General features: G+C 52.7%; 16 protein-coding genes and 1 tRNA gene. 9 read left to right on the top strand and 8 right to left on the bottom strand.

What is annotated here, in order from left to right; genetic code table 11:
• Position 1: 1 nt before the first annotated feature.
• Positions 2 to 1,672 (bottom strand): DNA topoisomerase VI subunit B, encoded by a 1,671-nt coding sequence (locus SE86_RS01905; protein ID WP_117354053.1) that lies wholly within the window; start codon positions 1,670 to 1,672, stop codon positions 2 to 4.
• Positions 1,673 to 1,812: 140 nt separating this feature from the next.
• Positions 1,813 to 2,775 (bottom strand): deoxyhypusine synthase, encoded by a 963-nt coding sequence (locus tag SE86_RS01900; protein WP_117354052.1) that lies wholly within the window; start codon positions 2,773 to 2,775, stop codon positions 1,813 to 1,815.
• A 310-nt stretch (positions 2,776 to 3,085) separates the two neighbouring features.
• On the opposite strand from SE86_RS01900, the gene SE86_RS01895 reads away from it, so the two are divergent.
• The 6 genes from SE86_RS01895 to SE86_RS01870 all read left to right on the top strand — a co-directional run bounded on the left by SE86_RS01895 (position 3,086) and on the right by SE86_RS01870 (position 7,941).
• Entirely contained in the window at positions 3,086 to 3,517 is a 432-nt protein-coding gene (locus SE86_RS01895; protein ID WP_179948722.1) for a transcriptional regulator, read from the top strand.
• A gap of 99 nt (positions 3,518 to 3,616) precedes the next feature.
• Entirely contained in the window at positions 3,617 to 4,660 is a 1,044-nt protein-coding gene (locus SE86_RS01890; RefSeq protein WP_117354051.1) for a helix-turn-helix domain-containing protein, read from the top strand.
• Complete coding sequence (locus tag SE86_RS01885) at positions 4,566 to 5,165, top strand: nucleoside-triphosphatase (RefSeq protein WP_117354050.1); 600 nt, start codon at positions 4,566 to 4,568, stop codon at positions 5,163 to 5,165. The genes SE86_RS01890 and SE86_RS01885 overlap by 95 nt, the downstream gene beginning before the upstream one ends.
• Positions 5,116 to 6,285, top strand: coding sequence for a tRNA (guanine(26)-N(2))-dimethyltransferase (locus SE86_RS01880; RefSeq protein ID WP_117354049.1), 1,170 nt, complete (start codon positions 5,116 to 5,118; stop codon positions 6,283 to 6,285). Before SE86_RS01885 ends, SE86_RS01880 begins: the two co-directional genes overlap by 50 nt.
• 179 nt (positions 6,286 to 6,464) lie before the next feature.
• Entirely contained in the window at positions 6,465 to 7,598 is a 1,134-nt protein-coding gene (locus SE86_RS01875) for a DUF373 family protein (RefSeq protein WP_117354048.1), read from the top strand.
• Positions 7,573 to 7,941, top strand: a complete 369-nt coding sequence (locus tag SE86_RS01870) for a hypothetical protein (protein ID WP_117354047.1) — start codon at positions 7,573 to 7,575, stop codon at positions 7,939 to 7,941. The genes SE86_RS01875 and SE86_RS01870 overlap by 26 nt, the downstream gene beginning before the upstream one ends.
• On the opposite strand, the gene SE86_RS01865 is transcribed toward SE86_RS01870, so the two are convergent.
• The 3 genes from SE86_RS01865 to SE86_RS01855 are packed head-to-tail and all read right to left on the bottom strand — an operon-like array spanning position 7,938 to position 11,229.
• Entirely contained in the window at positions 7,938 to 9,332 is a 1,395-nt protein-coding gene (locus SE86_RS01865) for a type II secretion system F family protein (RefSeq protein ID WP_117354046.1), read from the bottom strand. The genes SE86_RS01870 and SE86_RS01865 overlap by 4 nt on opposite strands.
• A complete protein-coding gene (locus SE86_RS01860) occupies positions 9,329 to 10,735 on the bottom strand; it encodes a type II/IV secretion system ATPase subunit (RefSeq protein WP_117354045.1) in 1,407 nt (468 codons plus the stop codon). Before SE86_RS01860 ends, SE86_RS01865 begins: the two co-directional genes overlap by 4 nt.
• Positions 10,736 to 10,740: 5 nt before the next feature.
• Entirely contained in the window at positions 10,741 to 11,229 is a 489-nt protein-coding gene (locus SE86_RS01855; RefSeq protein WP_148666742.1) for an archaellin/type IV pilin N-terminal domain-containing protein, read from the bottom strand.
• A 411-nt stretch (positions 11,230 to 11,640) separates the two neighbouring features.
• On the opposite strand from SE86_RS01855, the gene SE86_RS01850 reads away from it, so the two are divergent.
• Positions 11,641 to 12,378, top strand: coding sequence for a thioredoxin family protein (locus SE86_RS01850; protein WP_117354043.1), 738 nt, complete (start codon positions 11,641 to 11,643; stop codon positions 12,376 to 12,378).
• 185 nt (positions 12,379 to 12,563) lie between these two features.
• On the opposite strand, the gene SE86_RS01845 is transcribed toward SE86_RS01850, so the two are convergent.
• Together SE86_RS01845 and SE86_RS01840 are read right to left on the bottom strand one after the other, a co-directional pair.
• Positions 12,564 to 13,742 carry a hypothetical protein gene (locus tag SE86_RS01845; RefSeq protein WP_117354042.1) on the bottom strand — a complete coding sequence of 393 codons (1,179 nt, stop codon included), beginning with the start codon at positions 13,740 to 13,742 and terminating at the stop codon, positions 12,564 to 12,566.
• Between the two features lie 248 nt (positions 13,743 to 13,990).
• A tRNA-Leu gene (locus SE86_RS01840) sits at positions 13,991 to 14,078 on the bottom strand.
• A 119-nt stretch (positions 14,079 to 14,197) separates the two neighbouring features.
• On the opposite strand from SE86_RS01840, the gene secY reads away from it, so the two are divergent.
• The gene (secY, locus tag SE86_RS01835) at positions 14,198 to 15,565 is read left to right on the top strand and encodes a preprotein translocase subunit SecY (protein WP_174221330.1); all 1,368 of its coding nucleotides are present in this window, start codon (positions 14,198 to 14,200) and stop codon (positions 15,563 to 15,565) included.
• A 6-nt stretch (positions 15,566 to 15,571) separates the two neighbouring features.
• Positions 15,572 to 16,192 carry an adenylate kinase gene (locus SE86_RS01830; protein ID WP_117354041.1) on the top strand — a complete coding sequence of 207 codons (621 nt, stop codon included), beginning with the start codon at positions 15,572 to 15,574 and terminating at the stop codon, positions 16,190 to 16,192.
• Between the two features lie 48 nt (positions 16,193 to 16,240).
• Here SE86_RS01830 and SE86_RS01825 read toward each other — a convergent pair whose 3' ends face one another.
• Positions 16,241 to 16,498, bottom strand: a complete 258-nt coding sequence (locus SE86_RS01825; protein ID WP_117354040.1) for a hypothetical protein — start codon at positions 16,496 to 16,498, stop codon at positions 16,241 to 16,243.
• Between the last annotated feature and the right edge of the window lie 35 nt (positions 16,499 to 16,533).

Below are 16,533 nucleotides of genomic sequence, written 5' to 3'. Positions count from 1 at the left end.
CTCAGCTCACCTCCTCCACAGTAATGCCCTTGATAACCCTGTTAACTATGGCACGCGGATCTTCCTGTCTGCCGTCTATCTTGGGCATCTCTATAGATGACGCTACCTTTGTCATCAGAATGTCAACGATCTTAGGCTCCAAGTCCTTATACTTGTCAACCTTGTCTGGGGGCGAGCTCAGTACCGCCAGGCTCCTCGCGACCTCAGGTATGTACTTCGCTATGCTAACTATCTTCTCCTTAGCCAGCTCCTCCCTCGCCTTACGTGTGATGTAAATCCTTAGGCTCCTCACAACCTCATGTATGCCGTTCCTTATCTCGCTTTCAAGCTCTGGGATCTCGCTGATGCTTTCCTTTCCAACACCCTTGTAGGGCACCTTAGTGCTAGCCACATGGACTAGCACTGCCAGTTGGTATGGCTCTTTGACGCCGTACCTGCCCCAGTCTATGTTAGAGAGGACCTTGTAAGACACGTCCTCCTTCTCCTCGTAGAGCAGTGGTATCTTGTTAGCGAACCTCAGTAATATGGGCTCCTCCTGCGGCTCTATAGCGCCCCCATAGGCTATACCAACCTCAACTATGAACGGGTGGCCCTGGTAGGCCCTGGCGGGCCTTGTCACAGCCTTAACCCACTCAGGCTTAAACATCCTCGTGAGGCCGAGCTCTATGAGCTCCTCCCCTATGGGGCTCAGGAAGTCGCTCCTAGGTCCTTTAAAGCCCTTGTAGCTCCTCAGGGCCGTCGCCAGGGCCTCAAGCTCCTTGCTATTCTCTTTCTTAAGTAAGGTCTTTGGGTTAGCGTCGGGCTTCAGGCCTACATGCTTTAAGAACTCCGATGCGGTCTTGTCGCCTATGCCCTGGAACTCCTCCTTTAGGAAGTCGAGCAGCGTCTCCGCTCTTGTGGAGAGAAGCATGCTTTTGACCTGCTCTAGGTCAACTCCGTGTGGGTGGGGCTTAGCCTCCCTGGGGGGCTTTGGCAGCCTCTTAGTAGCCCTTGGGAAGAAGTATACTTCGCCCTCAGGCGTGAAGAGCCACAGCTCTGCGTAAGGTGCTATTACAGCTGTACGCCTCACGTACTCCACTATCTTCTGCTTCGCCCTGTTCCAATCGCCCTCAACGATAGCTGTTACCGCCGTGCCGTGCCATAAGCTTCTTTTGTCGAACTGTCCGTCCTCTACTATTATCGGCTCGTTTCGTTTAACGTCTATCTTAATCTTCTGATAGTAAATGAAGTTGCTATCCTCCTGAGAGCTAATTACGGTTATTGGAGAACCCGTCGTAGTCTGCGAGTAAAGCACTACCGCCTTAACGCCTAGGCCGTACATGCCCCTCGTCTGCCTTATAACATACTTGCTGCTAAAGAGGACCTTGCCGAAGGCCTGCGGCATGACAGTCTTAGGCACACCTATGCCGTTGTCCTCTACAGTCACCTCGTACTTGGCGGGCCTCTCCTCTGTCGCAGGTTCCACTTCTCTTATGTAGATTCTGACCTCGGGCAGTATGCCGTGGGAGTCGGTGGCGTCAAGAGCGTTTTCTGTCATCTCTCTCACAGACTGGTACAGGGCCCTTGTCGGGTTGGAGAAGCCCGCCAGCTCCTTGTTCTTAGAGAAGAACTCAGCTACGCTTATCTCTGAGAACTTCTCCTTCGCGATGTTGGCTTCGCTCTTCTCTGCCAAATCTCATCCCCTTCTCTTTTACCAGCTCGAAGTATTAGGGAAGCTTGGCTCAAAGAGTAGTGACTCTCAACATTTATAAACGTTTTCGCTTAACAATATGTATAAGGCATCCACTTTATTGAAAACAGCCATCATAAAAATTACCCGCTGGCTTTGGGGGGCTGGGGAAGCTTAACGTTCGCTACCAGGTAAGCGGCAAGTATTGGGACTATTATCGTGGCATCCCCATACACTGCCACCCTCTCAGCCTCTGGCTTAACCTTGCCCCACGTTATAGCTTCCCTTGGCATGGCGCCGCTCAGGCTTCCATCCCACTCAACGGCTGTGGTCACATATACCACATAGTCAAGACCTTCTCTGAACTGACTCCACCAGATGGTGTGGTGCTTGCTTATACCTCCCCCTATGATCAAGGCCGTAGCCTTGCCCTTGGACTCAAAGAAGATGTCCGAGAGTCTTTGCATGTCCTTGAAGTAGTTTATCTTCAGCTTGACACCCCTCTGGCTCTCGAAGAAGAGGTCAGTGCCAAAGGCGCCGTCAGGCCAGCCTGGCACAAAGACGTCGGTGTCAGTTTCATAGGCTGCCCTGAGGAAGCTGTTATCATCACTTATCATCTCGCCTGCCAGCTTAAGGAGCTCATACATGCCCCACTCCTCCTTTATTGCTGACGCCCTCACGGCCAGGGAGCGGACGAACTGCTCCACGCGAGGCCCATAGTCGTCAACCCTTATGTAGACGTTGCCCAGTCTATGTATGTTGTGCTTTGCAAGGTCAACGTCGTCTCCCTCAAAGTAACCTTTAGAGTAAAGGCCTCCAGTGGACCTAGCTATGTCATGGTCTAGCGCCCCGCACGTCGTAATGACTACGTTGAATAGACCATTCTTTATCAGCTGAGTTATAATGCCCCTTAGGCCGGTTGAGATTAGATTCCCTGTGAAGGAGAGCACCCTTAGACTCGACTCGCTAAGTCCCTTTGATAGGATCTGGGCCGCCCTCCAGAGGTGTCCAGCCATAAAGCCGTACTCGTCTCCGAACATCTTAACAAGGTCCTCTACGGTGTCCTTTGGGTCAATCCTTATGTCCTTCAGGGGCTCCAGCTTCACTTTAAACTCGCCTCGGCTGAAGCGGTCCTTTCTGAAATATTAGCGTGATTGTAGGCTGGCGGTGCTGCAGTCTAAGGGCCTCGCGCTAGCTGAGTTGCTGCGCCTTTAGCTACCCTAAGTATGTTGAGATAGAAGGCTAACTTGATGCAACTGTTGGTAATAGTTAAAGCATTTTGAAGGCCTTATATAGATATTTATCGTGCGCGAAGCTCATTCTATGATGTAGCTCCCCGTCTGTATAGTCATATCAACATTACATATAACTCACATTTTTAGCCTCAGGAAGTCTATAGCCATTGGGAGCAAGGACTTGAAGAGAACCCTCACGGTGCCGCCGAACCAGCCGTGCGAGGTTGCAGCGAAGGAGGTAATGCCATCCATAAGGGCCTCTATAGCATACGTCCTAGTAAACGAGTTTAAGCTCTCAAAGTATGAGGCCGCCAAGCTACTTGGTCTTACACCAGCCGCCGTGTCAAATTATATAGAGGGTAGAAGGGGGGAGAAGTACGTGATGAAGATATTAAACGATAAAGTTAATTCGGAGAAGGTCAGGCACGCCGCTTTACTTATATTAACTCAGCCCCAGGACCCAATTGTAGCTGAGAGGTTTCAAGATATAACGTGCTCTATATGCAGCTCTGTGAACGAGGTTGCCCAAAATTATGGCTGCCACTACCTTCTCGCAATAAGGAGGGCTAGCGGCGCAACGCAGGTTGCGCGTAACAACAATCCTAAGGCATAAGCATCGCGCCGAGCGGGCGCAGCAGCTTCTCTGGCGGAGAGCCGATTATATCCTTAAAAACTCCAAAGGGAAGCAGTTATATTAGTGTAAATAAGAGCCATGGCCATGTACGAAGCATCAAAGGAGTTTGTAAGTAAGGCTCTCTCGCTGCTCTCCGAGGTAGGTGATGTTATAGAGCTCAACTACCCTAGGGACCAGCTAAGGAGGACCGTGGACCTTGCCCTGAAGGTTAAGAATAGAGAGGCCGTGCTGCTAAAGCTAGCCTATGACGCCGAGCTTGTAGGTAAGGATGAGAGAGAAGAGCTCAAGGGGCTCTCATTTAACCTGAAGCTGAACGCCCTGATAGTTGCTGAGCGCAGGGATGGTGCTAAGCTTGTCGAGGGGGTCGTTTATGACTACGGAGGCTCCAAGCTGGTAAGCGTTGATACGCTGCTTAACTCTGTCGAGGGCAACTACCCCACCATATATGAGGAGAAGGACGAGTTCAAAGTGAAGATAAATGGCGAGGCAATGAGATCCCGAAGAACCCTGAAGGGTCATAGCCTTGGATCTCTGGCTAGGGCTATTAAGGTGTCGAGGAAGGCCATATACGATTATGAGCACGAGACTATAAGGCCAACGCTTGATGTTGCCGAGAGGCTTGTGAGAGAGCTGGGCGAAGATATAGTTGCCGGGATAGACGTTTTTGGCCCATCAGACGATGTTATGGCCACATCCACGCCCTCCCTTGGCACGAAGCCTGAGAGCCCGAAGGAGATGCTGTTGGCGAGAAAGCTGGAGGAGCTTGACATGGGCTTCTGCCACACAAGGAAGGCTCCCTTGGACTTCTGCCTCTCAAGGGGGGAGTTCAAGGCGCTCGTGACGGTGCCGCATGGGTCTGAGAAGCCTAGGGAGCTAAGTAATAAGATCCGCAACATGTTTAGGATGGCGGAGTTCATAGGAAGCCGCAGCTTCGTCGTAACGGATGGCAGCCCCTCCATAAGGGAGTTAAGCTGGCTTGACAACGCGCTTACAATTGAGGAGTTTGAGAGCATCTTGGGTGAGGTAGTTGCAGCAGCAACAGAGGAGGATAATAGGGATAACAGGAAGGCCAGGAATAGGGAAGACAACACTGGCGCTGACAATAGCCAGAAGCGTCAGTAGCGCAGGCTGCTCCGTTGGAGGCTTCGTCACACCGGAGGTCAGGGAGGGGGGAGTGAGAAGAGGCTTTATTATAAAGAGCCTCGATGGGAACATTACATTAACTCTCGCCACCACAGAGCCCACGCCCGGCGCCCTAAGGGTTGGCAGGTACTACGTTAATGCTGATGCAGGGCGCGAAGCGTCAGAGCTATTGAATGCGTCACTTAGGTCTTATGACGTCATAGTAGTGGACGAGGTGGGGCCCATGGAGCTGGGCCTCAGGGAGCTCAGGGCGGCCATAGAGAGCCTGCTGTTAAACATTAGTAAGCCCGTTATAGCAACGTTTTACTATAGGCTTAATGAGGTATACCCCAGGCTTTACTCACTGCTGACTCAGGGAATAGCCATATACCTAAATGAAGGCAACAGGTATGAGTACCTGAGGAGAGCGTCAGAGCTCGCAAGGTGGCTCGTCGGTGAGGCTTGCGGTAATAAGAGAGGGGAAGGCCTTACTCTACATACCTGACCCCAGGACAGCCCTTAATGTAAGGAGCGGCAAGCTTGAGCCGGCCTGGCTTCGGGTGTTCTACAATCCTGAGATGGAACTTAACAGGGACCTATCCGTGCAGGTGCTCAACGCTTACGCAAGCCAAACCTCAGGCCTTAGGTCAGCCATTGATGCGCTCGCGGGCACGGGCGTCAGGGGACTAAGGTACCTGCTTGAGATAGGGGGACTCAGGAACACTATTATAAATGACATAGATCATGAAGCCTTTAATCTTATAAAGAGGAATATCGCCCTCAACGCTCTCAACGACGTAGCCATGGCCTCAAACAGGGACGCCAACGCGCTGCTCTTTTCGCTCACGCACGAGATCGGGGAGACCTTTGACGTCGTTGAGATCGACCCCTTCGGGAGCCCGGCCCCTTTCATCAGCGCCAGCGTAGCCGCCACCTCTAAGGGAGGGGTCCTGGCAGTAACCGCCACCGACCTAGCTGTTCTCGGCGGTCCGAAGAGACATGCAGCCAAGAGAAAGTACTGGCTCCTCAGTCCGCCCCCGCCCACTAGGAACTACCGTGAGGTAGCGTTGCGCGTTCTCATTGGATTTATGGCTAGGGAGGCGGCGTCTCATGATAAGGCTTTGAGGCCTCTGTTTTCGTTCAGCGTCGGTCACTACGCCAGGGTTTTTGCAACGTTTGAGCGGGGAGGCCAGAGGGCCTTAAGGACTCTTGAGGAGAACTTAGGGTGCATCACAATCAAGGATGGTGTCATAACTATGCAGAAGGTTGAGGCCTCAGAGAGTTGCTATGGACCCATTTGGATTGGTGATCTCTGGGATAAAGACATGATTAATGGTCTGCTTTCTGATAATAACATTGCTAAGTACAATTATCAAGGAAGTCTTAGTCTTGCGCTCAAGGTGCTTGAGTTAATAGGCGAGGAAGCTAAGCTACAGAGGGCCTTCCATCAGAGGCTAGATGAGATCTGCTCTGCGACAAAGCATAACATACCCAAGATGGACTTTATAAGACATAAGCTTGAATCGTGGGGTTACGTTTTTGCTAAAACACACATGAGCCCCGTAGGCTTTAGAACTGATGCGCCCCCAGAGGCAATAGTAGAGGCCTGTAAGAACAGCGCTTAAGTGTTATTAGGACTAACAGGAGCCCCAGTTTCACATGCCATTGGCGTCTAATGCACTGATGACGCAACCATGGGTTTTCAAAGGGCTCTTAGCGAAAGAGGTTTATTGTGACATTCGGCCTTTGAGCAAGATAAGGCTAATAGCCTGTTGTGTTGACACGTAAAATGAGAAGACAGCGCATGGAGACAGGGACCCCCAACAGACGGCCGCTGATAGTTGTTATAGACATAGATGACGATATAGGTAGCACTTTAGGTAGGTCACTTATAGTAGGCTATGAGGAAGTTACCAGCGCCGCCACTCAGTTTGCCATATTGAGGCCTGAGGACCCGGACTCTAACGCTATGTTTGTCGGCCTGAACCTGTACAGGGAGATGGCCTCTGACGGAAGGAACCCAGAGATAGTGGTCGTTGGAGGCCACCCTAAAAATATGTTGTTGGCACAGAGCCTAGTTAAGTCAAGGTTAAAGCAAGCCGTGGCCGGGTCCTCTGACAGCTTCGAGCTTTACGTGGTTGGTGATGGCATAGACGAGGTTTCCATGGCACAGGTTCTAAACGACGTAGGCCCTATAGCTGGCGTGAAGCAGGTCATAGTTGAGCAGAGCCTTGGCGTTGAGGGTAGCTACCTTCTCCTGGCCAGGTACATTAGGAAGGCGCTCAACGACCCTAGGTATTCAAGGTACTTCCTTGGCATCCCAGGGGTCCTACTACTGGTGTTTGGCCTCTTGACAATCCTAGGCTATCTTCTCCTGGCGCTTAAAGCCATAGCCGCCCTTCTGGGGTTCTTCATGATTATAAAGGGCTTTGACTTAGAGTCTCGCACGTGGTACCTTGTGAGGGCAGGCGTTCAGAGGCTCCACGAGGGCGGGGTTTTTCAGATAGCCGGCGTTGGAGCGCTAGCTGTAAGCATCATAGTGAGTATCTATGGCATGTACATGCTTGGCAGGAGCTCAGCGCCTCTGGCCGAGAAGGTTGGATATGCCGTCTCCTATGACGTAACGACAATGATAATAGGGATAGTGGTATATATAATCATAGCTGACGTCTTCTTTAAGGTGTCAAGGAGAGGCTTCAGGCTCTTCAGGGAGGCCCAGGCCCTATCAGTCTTGATAACGTTGGCCGCAGGCCTCTACTACATGGGGCTCTCCATAGCGTCCCTGCCGATGCCAACTGCTGTCAGCAGCAGTTACGTTTATAGTGTAGTGATAGGAAGCGGCTTCTTAGTCCTAGTCTTGGTGGGAGCTGCAATAGCAGCCCTCATAGAGGTCGTCGTCAAGGTGGAAGGGCTTGAGCGTCGGGAACCCCTACGATGAGGTCCTAAGCTTCATATCCAGGGAGAGGGATTGGGCTAAGGCGATAAGGCTCATAGAGCAGCTGGGCCTAGACCTTGAGACCTTCATAGTATACTATGATCTGAGGAAGAGGGGCAAGAAAGTCACGATAGGGCCAAGGCCCAGGACCCTCATATATAGTCTGGGTCCAGGCAGGGCCGCGGAGGTGCTCATATTAAGCGAGGGAACCTATGTGAAACCCATGGATATAGTCGCGTGGAGTGAGCGTGCAGTGGCTGACGCCCATGAACCAGTTGTAGCTATAGTTGACGAGACCGGCGGCGTGACCTATTATGAAGCCAGAGTCATTAGGGGCCTGGCCTAAAGATGCATCACGTGAAGCGCGGCGAGCGAGAGTAGTAGCGCCGCTAGTGAGGGGGTTGAGGACATCCTCCTCCCGCGGTATAGTGCGGCTGTTGGGAGCGTTGAGAGCGGCGAGATGGCCAGGAGCAGCCTAGAGGCGTACGTCACAGAAGCCACGTTCGACAGCATGAGACTTAACGATGAAGATGATATGTAGTTAGCAATAGCGTATACGCCAGCTAGCGCTATAGCTGGCGCCACAGCTGAGACTCCCATGAGGACGTAGGCCTCTACCTGAAGCGACCTAAGGCTCCTTAGGGACTCATACAGTATGTCCGCGAAGCCCTGTATGGCCGGGCCTACGCCTATCCTTCCGGCCACCCTGTCCGAGTCCAGCAGAGCCTGGACGACAGACTTGCCTAGCACTGAGGCCCTGGATATGACGTCGCCAAACGGCAGGCCAAGCCTCGCCCTCTCAGAGGCCTCCCTTAAGAGCCTCAGCGAGCTTGCCACCCTTCTTGAAAGCCTAATCCACGAGGCCTCACTAATAATGGACGTCGCCAGCAGGGCCAGGGCTGCAGGCAAGTACCTGTCTAAGAACAAGAGCAGGGACGCGAGGGATGTTGAGCTTATAGTGAGCCCAGCTACCCACCAGCTGCCCTCGGGCTCGCCAAGCCTGGGCCTGAGCATCGCAAGCATCATGGCAAGGCTGGGCGAGAGGACCATAACTAAGACCGCAAGAGGCATGAGCAGGTCAGCGTTTCCAAAGAACGAGAGGGGCAGCAGAACGGCGGCGGACACTATTATAGTCGTTATGGCCTCAGTTATAGTCTCCCCCAGCTTCGCATAGCTCTGCCAAGAAACCTTTATCGCGTCCATAGTCCTTGAATAAAGCTCAGCAGCTGCCCTAGCTCTTGAAAGCCCCAGCTCCTCAACAGCTAGAAGCTCCCTGAGAACATCCCTGAGCCTTGCGCTTGGGGTGGTGTCGGCAAGAATTCTAAGGGCCCTCCTCTCGTCATAGCCTGCCGAAAGGAGGTACTGAAGTCTCCTCGACTCATTCCTGACAAACCTCAACTTAAGGCTCTCGGCAGCTGTCGTCAGGACGCTTGCCAGGTCCCTTGAGGAGGCCACATATGGTATCATTACAGCCAGCAGCGCTGGCATCTCATCATCTATGCCTGAACCTAGCAGTGACATCGCAAGTTTCCTAGCTAACGCTGGCATTACAATGAAAAGCGCTCCAAACGCCGCAAAGGCTGTGGGAACAGCGTAATTCAGGTGAAGCGCAAAGCGTGAGAGCAGCGCAGACGTAAATGCGGCTACAGATAGGGGCGCGGAGATAGCGTTAAGCTTGTTAAGTGTTATAGCTAGTGGGCCATAAAGCCTTGGATCGCTGAGCTTTCTTCTCATCATATAATGTCACCGTACCTGGTTACATAGAACTTTGAAAGCTCCGCGCGCAGCTCATCCGGCGGCCTGCCAGCCAGGGACTCTAGGAACTTCACCCTTGACTCAACCTCGCCTCTGACGTCGCTTATCCCGAGCTTCTCAGCCGCCCACTCAAGCTCCCTGCTCCTGTCCACCAGGTCGCCTATGCTGGTCTCGCCGTACCTGTAAATGGTCACAGCCCTGTCACCATCCATCTCAGCTACCTCGTTAACTCTCCTTGACGCGCGCCCGCCAAACGCACGGAGGCTCTTCACCTGTACTATAGACTTCACAGACTCGAGGAAGAGGGGAGGCAGCGATATGGGCTCCATTGTTAGCCTCATAATAGCTCCCTGGGGCGAGTCGCTGTGTAAAGTGGTCATGGCGCCATAGCCGCCGGCGGCGGCCTGGGCCAGCAGCCTCCCCTCCCGGCCCCTGACCTCGCCAACTATAACATAGTCAGCGCGCCTTCTCAGGGCGAACTTGAGGAGGTCCTCGAGGGTTATCTCTTCAACCTCCTGGCCTGGAGTCCTCGGACGCGTTACCAGGGAGTCCCAGATCGGGCCAACCACTACAAGCTCCGGCGTGTCCTCTATGGTAACAACTTTGGAGTACGGAGGCAGCAGGCTTATCAGCGACTGGAGAACGGTCGTCTTGCCAGCACCCATGGCGCCCTCTATTATTATGAAGCCCTGGGCCTCCTCTATGAGCCACAGGTAGGCCGCTGCGAGTGGATCTATGGCCTTGCTGGAAAGAAGGTCGGCTATCGTGAACGGCTTCTGAGGGTACTTCCTTATGACAAAGCTGCTGCCGAACCTGCTCATCTCCCTCATAAAAGACACTGAGACCCTGTGGCCCTCAGCTGTGAGGCCCTCTGCGTAAGGGGAGGCGATGCTGACGCTCTTCCCAGCCTTCCTTGCAAGCTCGATAGCTATGCCATTAGCTTCCTCCTCAGTAAGTTTTATATCGGTCATAACCCATCTCGAGGGAACCTGTTTATGTATAACGACCACGTTGCTTAGGGACCCACTATATGAAATCTCCTCTATGTGAGGGTCAATCATAAGAGGGTAAATTTTCCCATACCCGCTCCTGTACTTTTCAGCAAGGTAGCTCTCACGCTCATCAGCGGGCTTATCGATGCCTGCTGAGATGTAAAGCAGCCTGTCCGTCTCAATGCGCTCTGGCTCCCTTACCATAAGCCTTGGAGTTCCATCCCCTCCCCTGTAAAGTATGTACTCCACAGGACCTATGTTGTAGCGTGAAACCACAGTCCATGAGGGAGGAGAGCTCTGTTCCTCAAGGGGCAGCGCAAGAGCGCCCTTGTCGTGCTCTTCCTCTGAGACGGCGTGAAAAGCCTCCTTAAGTTTGGACAAAAGACCAGACATAGGTATCAGCCCGTCGTAACGCTCATTGGGTTAGTATAGTACGTCTGTCCACCCATCTCATAAACTATGTAAACATCTTGTATGTTGCTAAGATTTGTAGTGCCCACGGCAACTAGCTGCCCGCTGGGCCCTAACGGTACAGGCGGTGTAGTAGTTGCAGTTGACGCTACCGTCGTTATGGTGTAACCATTATTGCCGCTCTCAATATAAGCGTCTTCGCTTGTGCCGTTTGACAACACAAAGACCACCTCCTTTAGAGTTATTGACTGTGGCTCATTGTTGACCACCTTAATGTAAACTAGCTCTCCTCCATTGCCAATAGGCGTGGCCGAGGCCGTGACAGTGACGCCGTTACCCATGTTCATAAAAGCACCCATGGACCTCTGGAAGTACGAATATACCATCAGGCCGCCCACTATGGTCGCTGCTATGAGAATTACAGCCCCTATTATATTAGAGAGAGACTTCCTCCCTAGGATCCTACCTCCGCGCATGCTCTCACTCAGGCATAGAGTCTGCACGTCTGAAGGACAACTTCATTTCAATGGTAAAAGCTAATAAAGTCCAGCCCTATACCTTGTTTTATCGTCGGTCTTGACATTATGATAAGCAAAGGCCCTTTTCTGCATTAAAGGGCAGGGAATCTTGGTGATTTTATTAAAAGCGGGGTTAGAAGGGTTTCCAGGCACATCAGCTATAGCTTAGAGGTCATCCTGTGCTTCTCTTAAAAACTCCTCACGCAATCCCTTATGTCCTGTAAGGTTAGCGCGGTCAAGTGCGTTGCACCATAAAGAGATGCTACCACCACGACATAACTTATCAATACTAGCGCTCGAGGCTCTCCGGCTCTAAACTAGCGTTTAAAAGGCCCCTTGCAGGCTACTTTAACAGTCTGGTGTACAGGAATGAGCAGGTACTTTGATGTGGAGCTTGATGAGGAGCTGGTAAAGGAGCTCAAAGAGACGCTTGCATACATGGTGTCGCCTGTAACCATAGACCTCTTCATAGGAGGACCTGACTGCGAGACCTGCGAGGACGCTCATAAGCTGATGAAGGCTATAGCTGACGCGTCGCCAACAAGGGACGGCAAGAAGATGCTGCAGCTGAGGATATTTGACAAAGCAAGGCCTGAGGACCAGGAGGAGTTTAAGAGGCAGAACGTTGAGAGGGTGCCCACTGTGTCGATGCTGGGCGGCGCCATAAGGTATACCGGCACGCCGGCGGGCGAGGAGATAAGGGGACTTATAGAGACCATTATGAGGATAAGTGAGGGCGAGAGCGGCCTGGACCCGGAGACTAAGAAGTCATTGGCTTCGCTGAAGGGCTCGGTCCACATAGAGACGGTTGTCACGCCGTCGTGTCCATACTGCCCATATGCGGCTCTACTTGCGAATATGTTTGCCTATGAGGCATGGAAGCAGAATAACCCAAAGGTTATCTCTGACACTGTTGAGGCGTATGAGAACATGGACATAGCTGAGAAGTATGGCGTCATGAGCGTGCCGGCGATAGCTCTTAACGGCATCATGTCATTCATAGGCGTGCCGTATGAGGAGGACTTCATAAACTATGTCGTGGCTGCCGCCGAGAACAGGCTGGACCAGCTGGTACCCAAGACAGAGGGCGAGACGTCAGGTATGTGAAGTCACACAGTCGGCGCAGCCTTACCACTGGGTAGCCTCGGGCCGTTGAGTTAAGGCTTGGCAACGGGTTGCCTCAAGGCATTACAAAGAGAGAGCCCCTGAAAATTTATTAGGCGGAGGCTGGAGGGTATACCAAGATATCCCTGCTCTTGACATGGAGTCTTTACAACTATTCCAAGTGCATGTCATGCAAGACCTAGCGAAGGCTTCAGTCTCGTCTCTATAGACAGCTCGCAGTAACATCCTTTGGGCGCAGGGACCCTAACAATGCCTTGAGGGCTCCTCTCTATCGGATAACATCCCAGCGGCGTGCAGATTGTGCCACCCTCTACCTCCTGGTTAAGCTTAATGTCAATCTGCGCATCAAAGGGTGTGGGATTCAGGGCGACGATCTTAGCGTTCTTGGGGCTCACATCGTATATCATGGCTGAGCTGGCGTTGGCCGTCACGAAGCCAAGCTTGCCCTGGGGCCAGGCTAAAAACCAGCTATCAAGCTGCAGCAAGGCTCTCAGGGCCTGTGGCTCAGATCCCTCGCCAACATATGTTGGGCCTCTCACCATCACCTCGGCTTTGCCGCGATCAAGTGTCACCTTAATTGGCCCCAGCGACGATATGAAGAGAGGCTTCGATAGCTTAAGCACCAAGCTATTGCTCTCTATCACATCTCCGGGCCTATAGATATTTTTAAAGTAAGTGAATGGGTACAGAGTGGATACTTTGATGTCATAGCGTCCTGTAGCTATTACAAGGTCTTGATTACCTGGGACAAACGCAAGATGCGAGTCCCTACTCAAGAACAGGGGCTCACTATCTATGGAATAAACCCTGACGTTTGAGCTAGCCTTGCAGGCTAAAACATTGCCCAGGAGTTTGATACCATTGATGTTAAGGTTCTCACCAGGTCTGCACTCCTGCAAATATTCTTTAAAGTCAGCCCTCAAGACTTCAGAGACCTTAACTCCTGACCACCTAGTGCCCTCCATGACAGCGATGCCAAGCAGCCTGCCAGACTCATCATAGAAGGGCACGGGACTCTTGAGGTCCCACGAGAACGGATTTATATGGCCCTCACGAAGACCCTCAGGGTTCCAGCTGTGAGAGGGCCTTATGTCAGTGCTGAAGTTGCCCGGTTTCATAGGGATTTCTGACTCCAGCTCACCAGAGTTCACAGAGACTTCGTAGAGGCCGCAGCAGGACCACCTGATGCTTACGTTGTTGGGACCTCTTATGGATTTGATGCCCGCTAAGTTCAATAGTGCTGGGAGCGAAGGTATGGCGAAGTCATCATAGCTTAAGCTCTCCCTTTGGGCATAGGTCCTCGAAATCATTTTCCATCCAAGGGGGTCGAACTCGTCCTCTTTCAAGTCTACGTCACTCTGCCTTTCTCATCACTAACAAGGGCGGTCCTTATATAAAGCAAAGTGCCTGGTCAACTTTTGGCATTGCCGTCATAGTCTGCTGGCTACTCAGTACGTGCCTGAGCTCCTTCTCACCCTGGAGGGGCGAGGCTTTCCGTCCCCTTAGATTCATACTGTGTAATTATACAAAGGGAACCGCCAGTTTGCGAGGCTTCCTAGAGCGCAGAGCCTATCAACCTAATTGAGGGTCAGCGTGGTGCGGGGGGTGGGCTTCGAACCCACGCAGGCCTACGCCAACGGGTTCTGAGCCCGTCCCCTTTGACCAGGCTCGGGCACCCCCGCACCAGTTGCACGTTGTTGAGGGGCTTCTTTAAAGGTTTGCGCCCTGCCGGCTTACGCCTGAAGGAATAATTAAGTATTTAAAGTGTCCTGGCGTCGTAGGCAGTGAAGAGGGGCCTTCATTGGGTGTGTTGGACGCACTAGCTAATGTATCAGAGTACCTGCCGACAGTGACAAAGCCGCGGCAAAAGCTTAGCCTCACTAGGAGGCTTGCTTGGACAGGCATAGTGCTGGTTTTATACCTCATAATGAGCAACATACCACTCTATGGCGTCCCCGTGACGCCAACGGCTGCTACCACAATAACTTTGGAGAACATAATATTCGCAAGCAGCGTCGGGACGTTGATGCAACTAGGTATAGGCCCTATAGTTACAGCAGGCCTTATACTTGAGGTCCTGGCGGGCGCCAAGCTCATAGATGTCGACCTCTCAAACCCTGAGGATCAGGTCAAGTTCACAGGTGCCATGAAGACGCTGGCGGTCATATTCGCTATAGCCGAGGCCCTGGTAGTGACTCTTAGCGGCATGTTCTGGCCAACCGGCACGCCGGTGTCACCGTTGCTCAAGGCGCTAGTTGTAATTCAGCTCGTCGTTGCTAGCTATATAGTCATCCTCATGGATGAGGCCCTTCAGAGGGGCTGGGGCCTGGGAAGCGCTATAAGCCTCTTTATACTTGCCATGGTGGCCCAGACGGTTGTGTGGGACATCTTTGGATTCGTCCCTAGGCTTGCCCTGGACTTTGGCGTTGTCCCCGCGCTTATCTATGATAAGGACCCATTCATAGTCCTGACCAGGGCCAACGGCTTCCCGGACGTCACGGGGCTCCTCGCGACTTTCGCTATAGTTATCCTTCTCGTTTACCTTCAGGCCATGATGGTTGAGATACCGGTCACGTCGCCACAGCTCAGAGGAATTAGAACGAAGGTCCCCCTGCAGTTCATTTATGTGACTAACATACCCGTCCTGCTTCTAGCTATATTTGTGGCAGACCTTCAGCTCTTCGAGCCCCCGATAGCCAGGTTCTTCGGGCTCAACTCGTTGGCGTACAGGGCCTACAGTGATATAGTCTTCTACCTATCGCCCCCGAACGGCCTTGTCGAGACAGTGCTCAACCCTCTAAGGTCCGTGGTCTTCGCCGTGTCTTGGATGCTCCTCTCGATCGCCTTCGGCTACGTCTGGGTTGAGGTGGCCGGCCTTAATCCAAGCTCTCAGGCCGAGTCCCTGGTCAAGGGAGGGCTTGAGATACCTGGCATGAGGAGGAACCCGAGAGTTTTAGAGGGTATACTTGCAAGGTATATATACCCCTTGACATCATTGAGTAGCCTGATAGTGGGTGCCATAGCCGTGGTCGCGGCATTCTTCGGCGCCTACGGCGGAGGCGTTGGGCTTCTGCTTGCCGTCGGCATAGTGTACCAGTACTACTCAATGATAACATATGAGAGGGCGCTAGAAGCCTACCCGCTGATAAGGAGGCTAGTTGGGGAGTGAGCTCTCATGTCAAACGTGCGCCGCAACGAATTCAAGGTAGTCATAGTTACCGGCGTCCCAGGCGTAGGGAAAACCACGGTGCTCTCGCTGGCCCAGAGGAAGGCCAACGAAAGGGGACTGAAGCTGAAGGTTCTCAACTTTGGGGACTACATGCTTGAAAACGCCGTCAAAAAAGGACTGCTTAGCAATAGGGACCAGATAAGGTACCTAAGCTTCAGAGGGCAGCTGGAGCTGCAGGCGGCAGCTGCCACAGCCATGGTAGAGGAGGCTGGCAGGGAGCTTAGCGAGAGGGACTTTCTCATGGTTGACACGCATGCCGTCGTCAAGACCCCCTTAGGGTATCTGCCGGGCCTCCCAAGCCATGTGATAACTATCCTGAAGCCTGACATGATAGTGCTCGTGGAGGCTGACCCCAAGGAGATAGCGGCTAGGCAGCAGAGGGACAGCACTAGGTACAGGTCCGACTTCGGCGGGGAGGAGGGGGTCAGAGAGATCATAGAGATGTCGAGGTACGCGGCTATAGCAAGCGCTGTAGAGGTCGGTTCCCTTGTGACTATAATAAGGAACGCTGAAGGTAAAGCTGGCGAGGCAGCAGAGCAACTAATTAACATGATTTCTAAGCTTTAACCAAAGCCATAAGAGTAGCGTTAAAAGCGATGGCTTTGCTCAAGGCATTTATGTTTCATCCCATAGGTCTGCATCGTCGTAGTCAGCATGTATGGACTCCAACTGGCGCACGAGGTAGTCGAAGGCTTCTTCAAGCCTTAGCGAGCTCAAGTAAACTTCATATGCCTCCGAGAAAAGCTGAGAGAGGCTTCTCTGGCCGCCCTTGCTCCTGCTAATCTCGTCTAGCACCGGCTTGAGGTCAGGCCTCCTCCTATGGAGCATCTCAAGGAGTTTCCTGGTGATTGCGTCCGGTGACGCCGGGGGCAACCTGGGTCCCCTGGGCCTCAGCTCGGGAGGCCTAA

The sequence above is a fragment of the Acidilobus sp. 7A genome, from assembly GCF_003431325.1.
In the GTDB taxonomy this organism is placed as follows: domain Archaea; phylum Thermoproteota; class Thermoprotei_A; order Sulfolobales; family Acidilobaceae; genus Acidilobus.
This window is presented reverse-complemented; position numbering and strand designations above follow the sequence as displayed.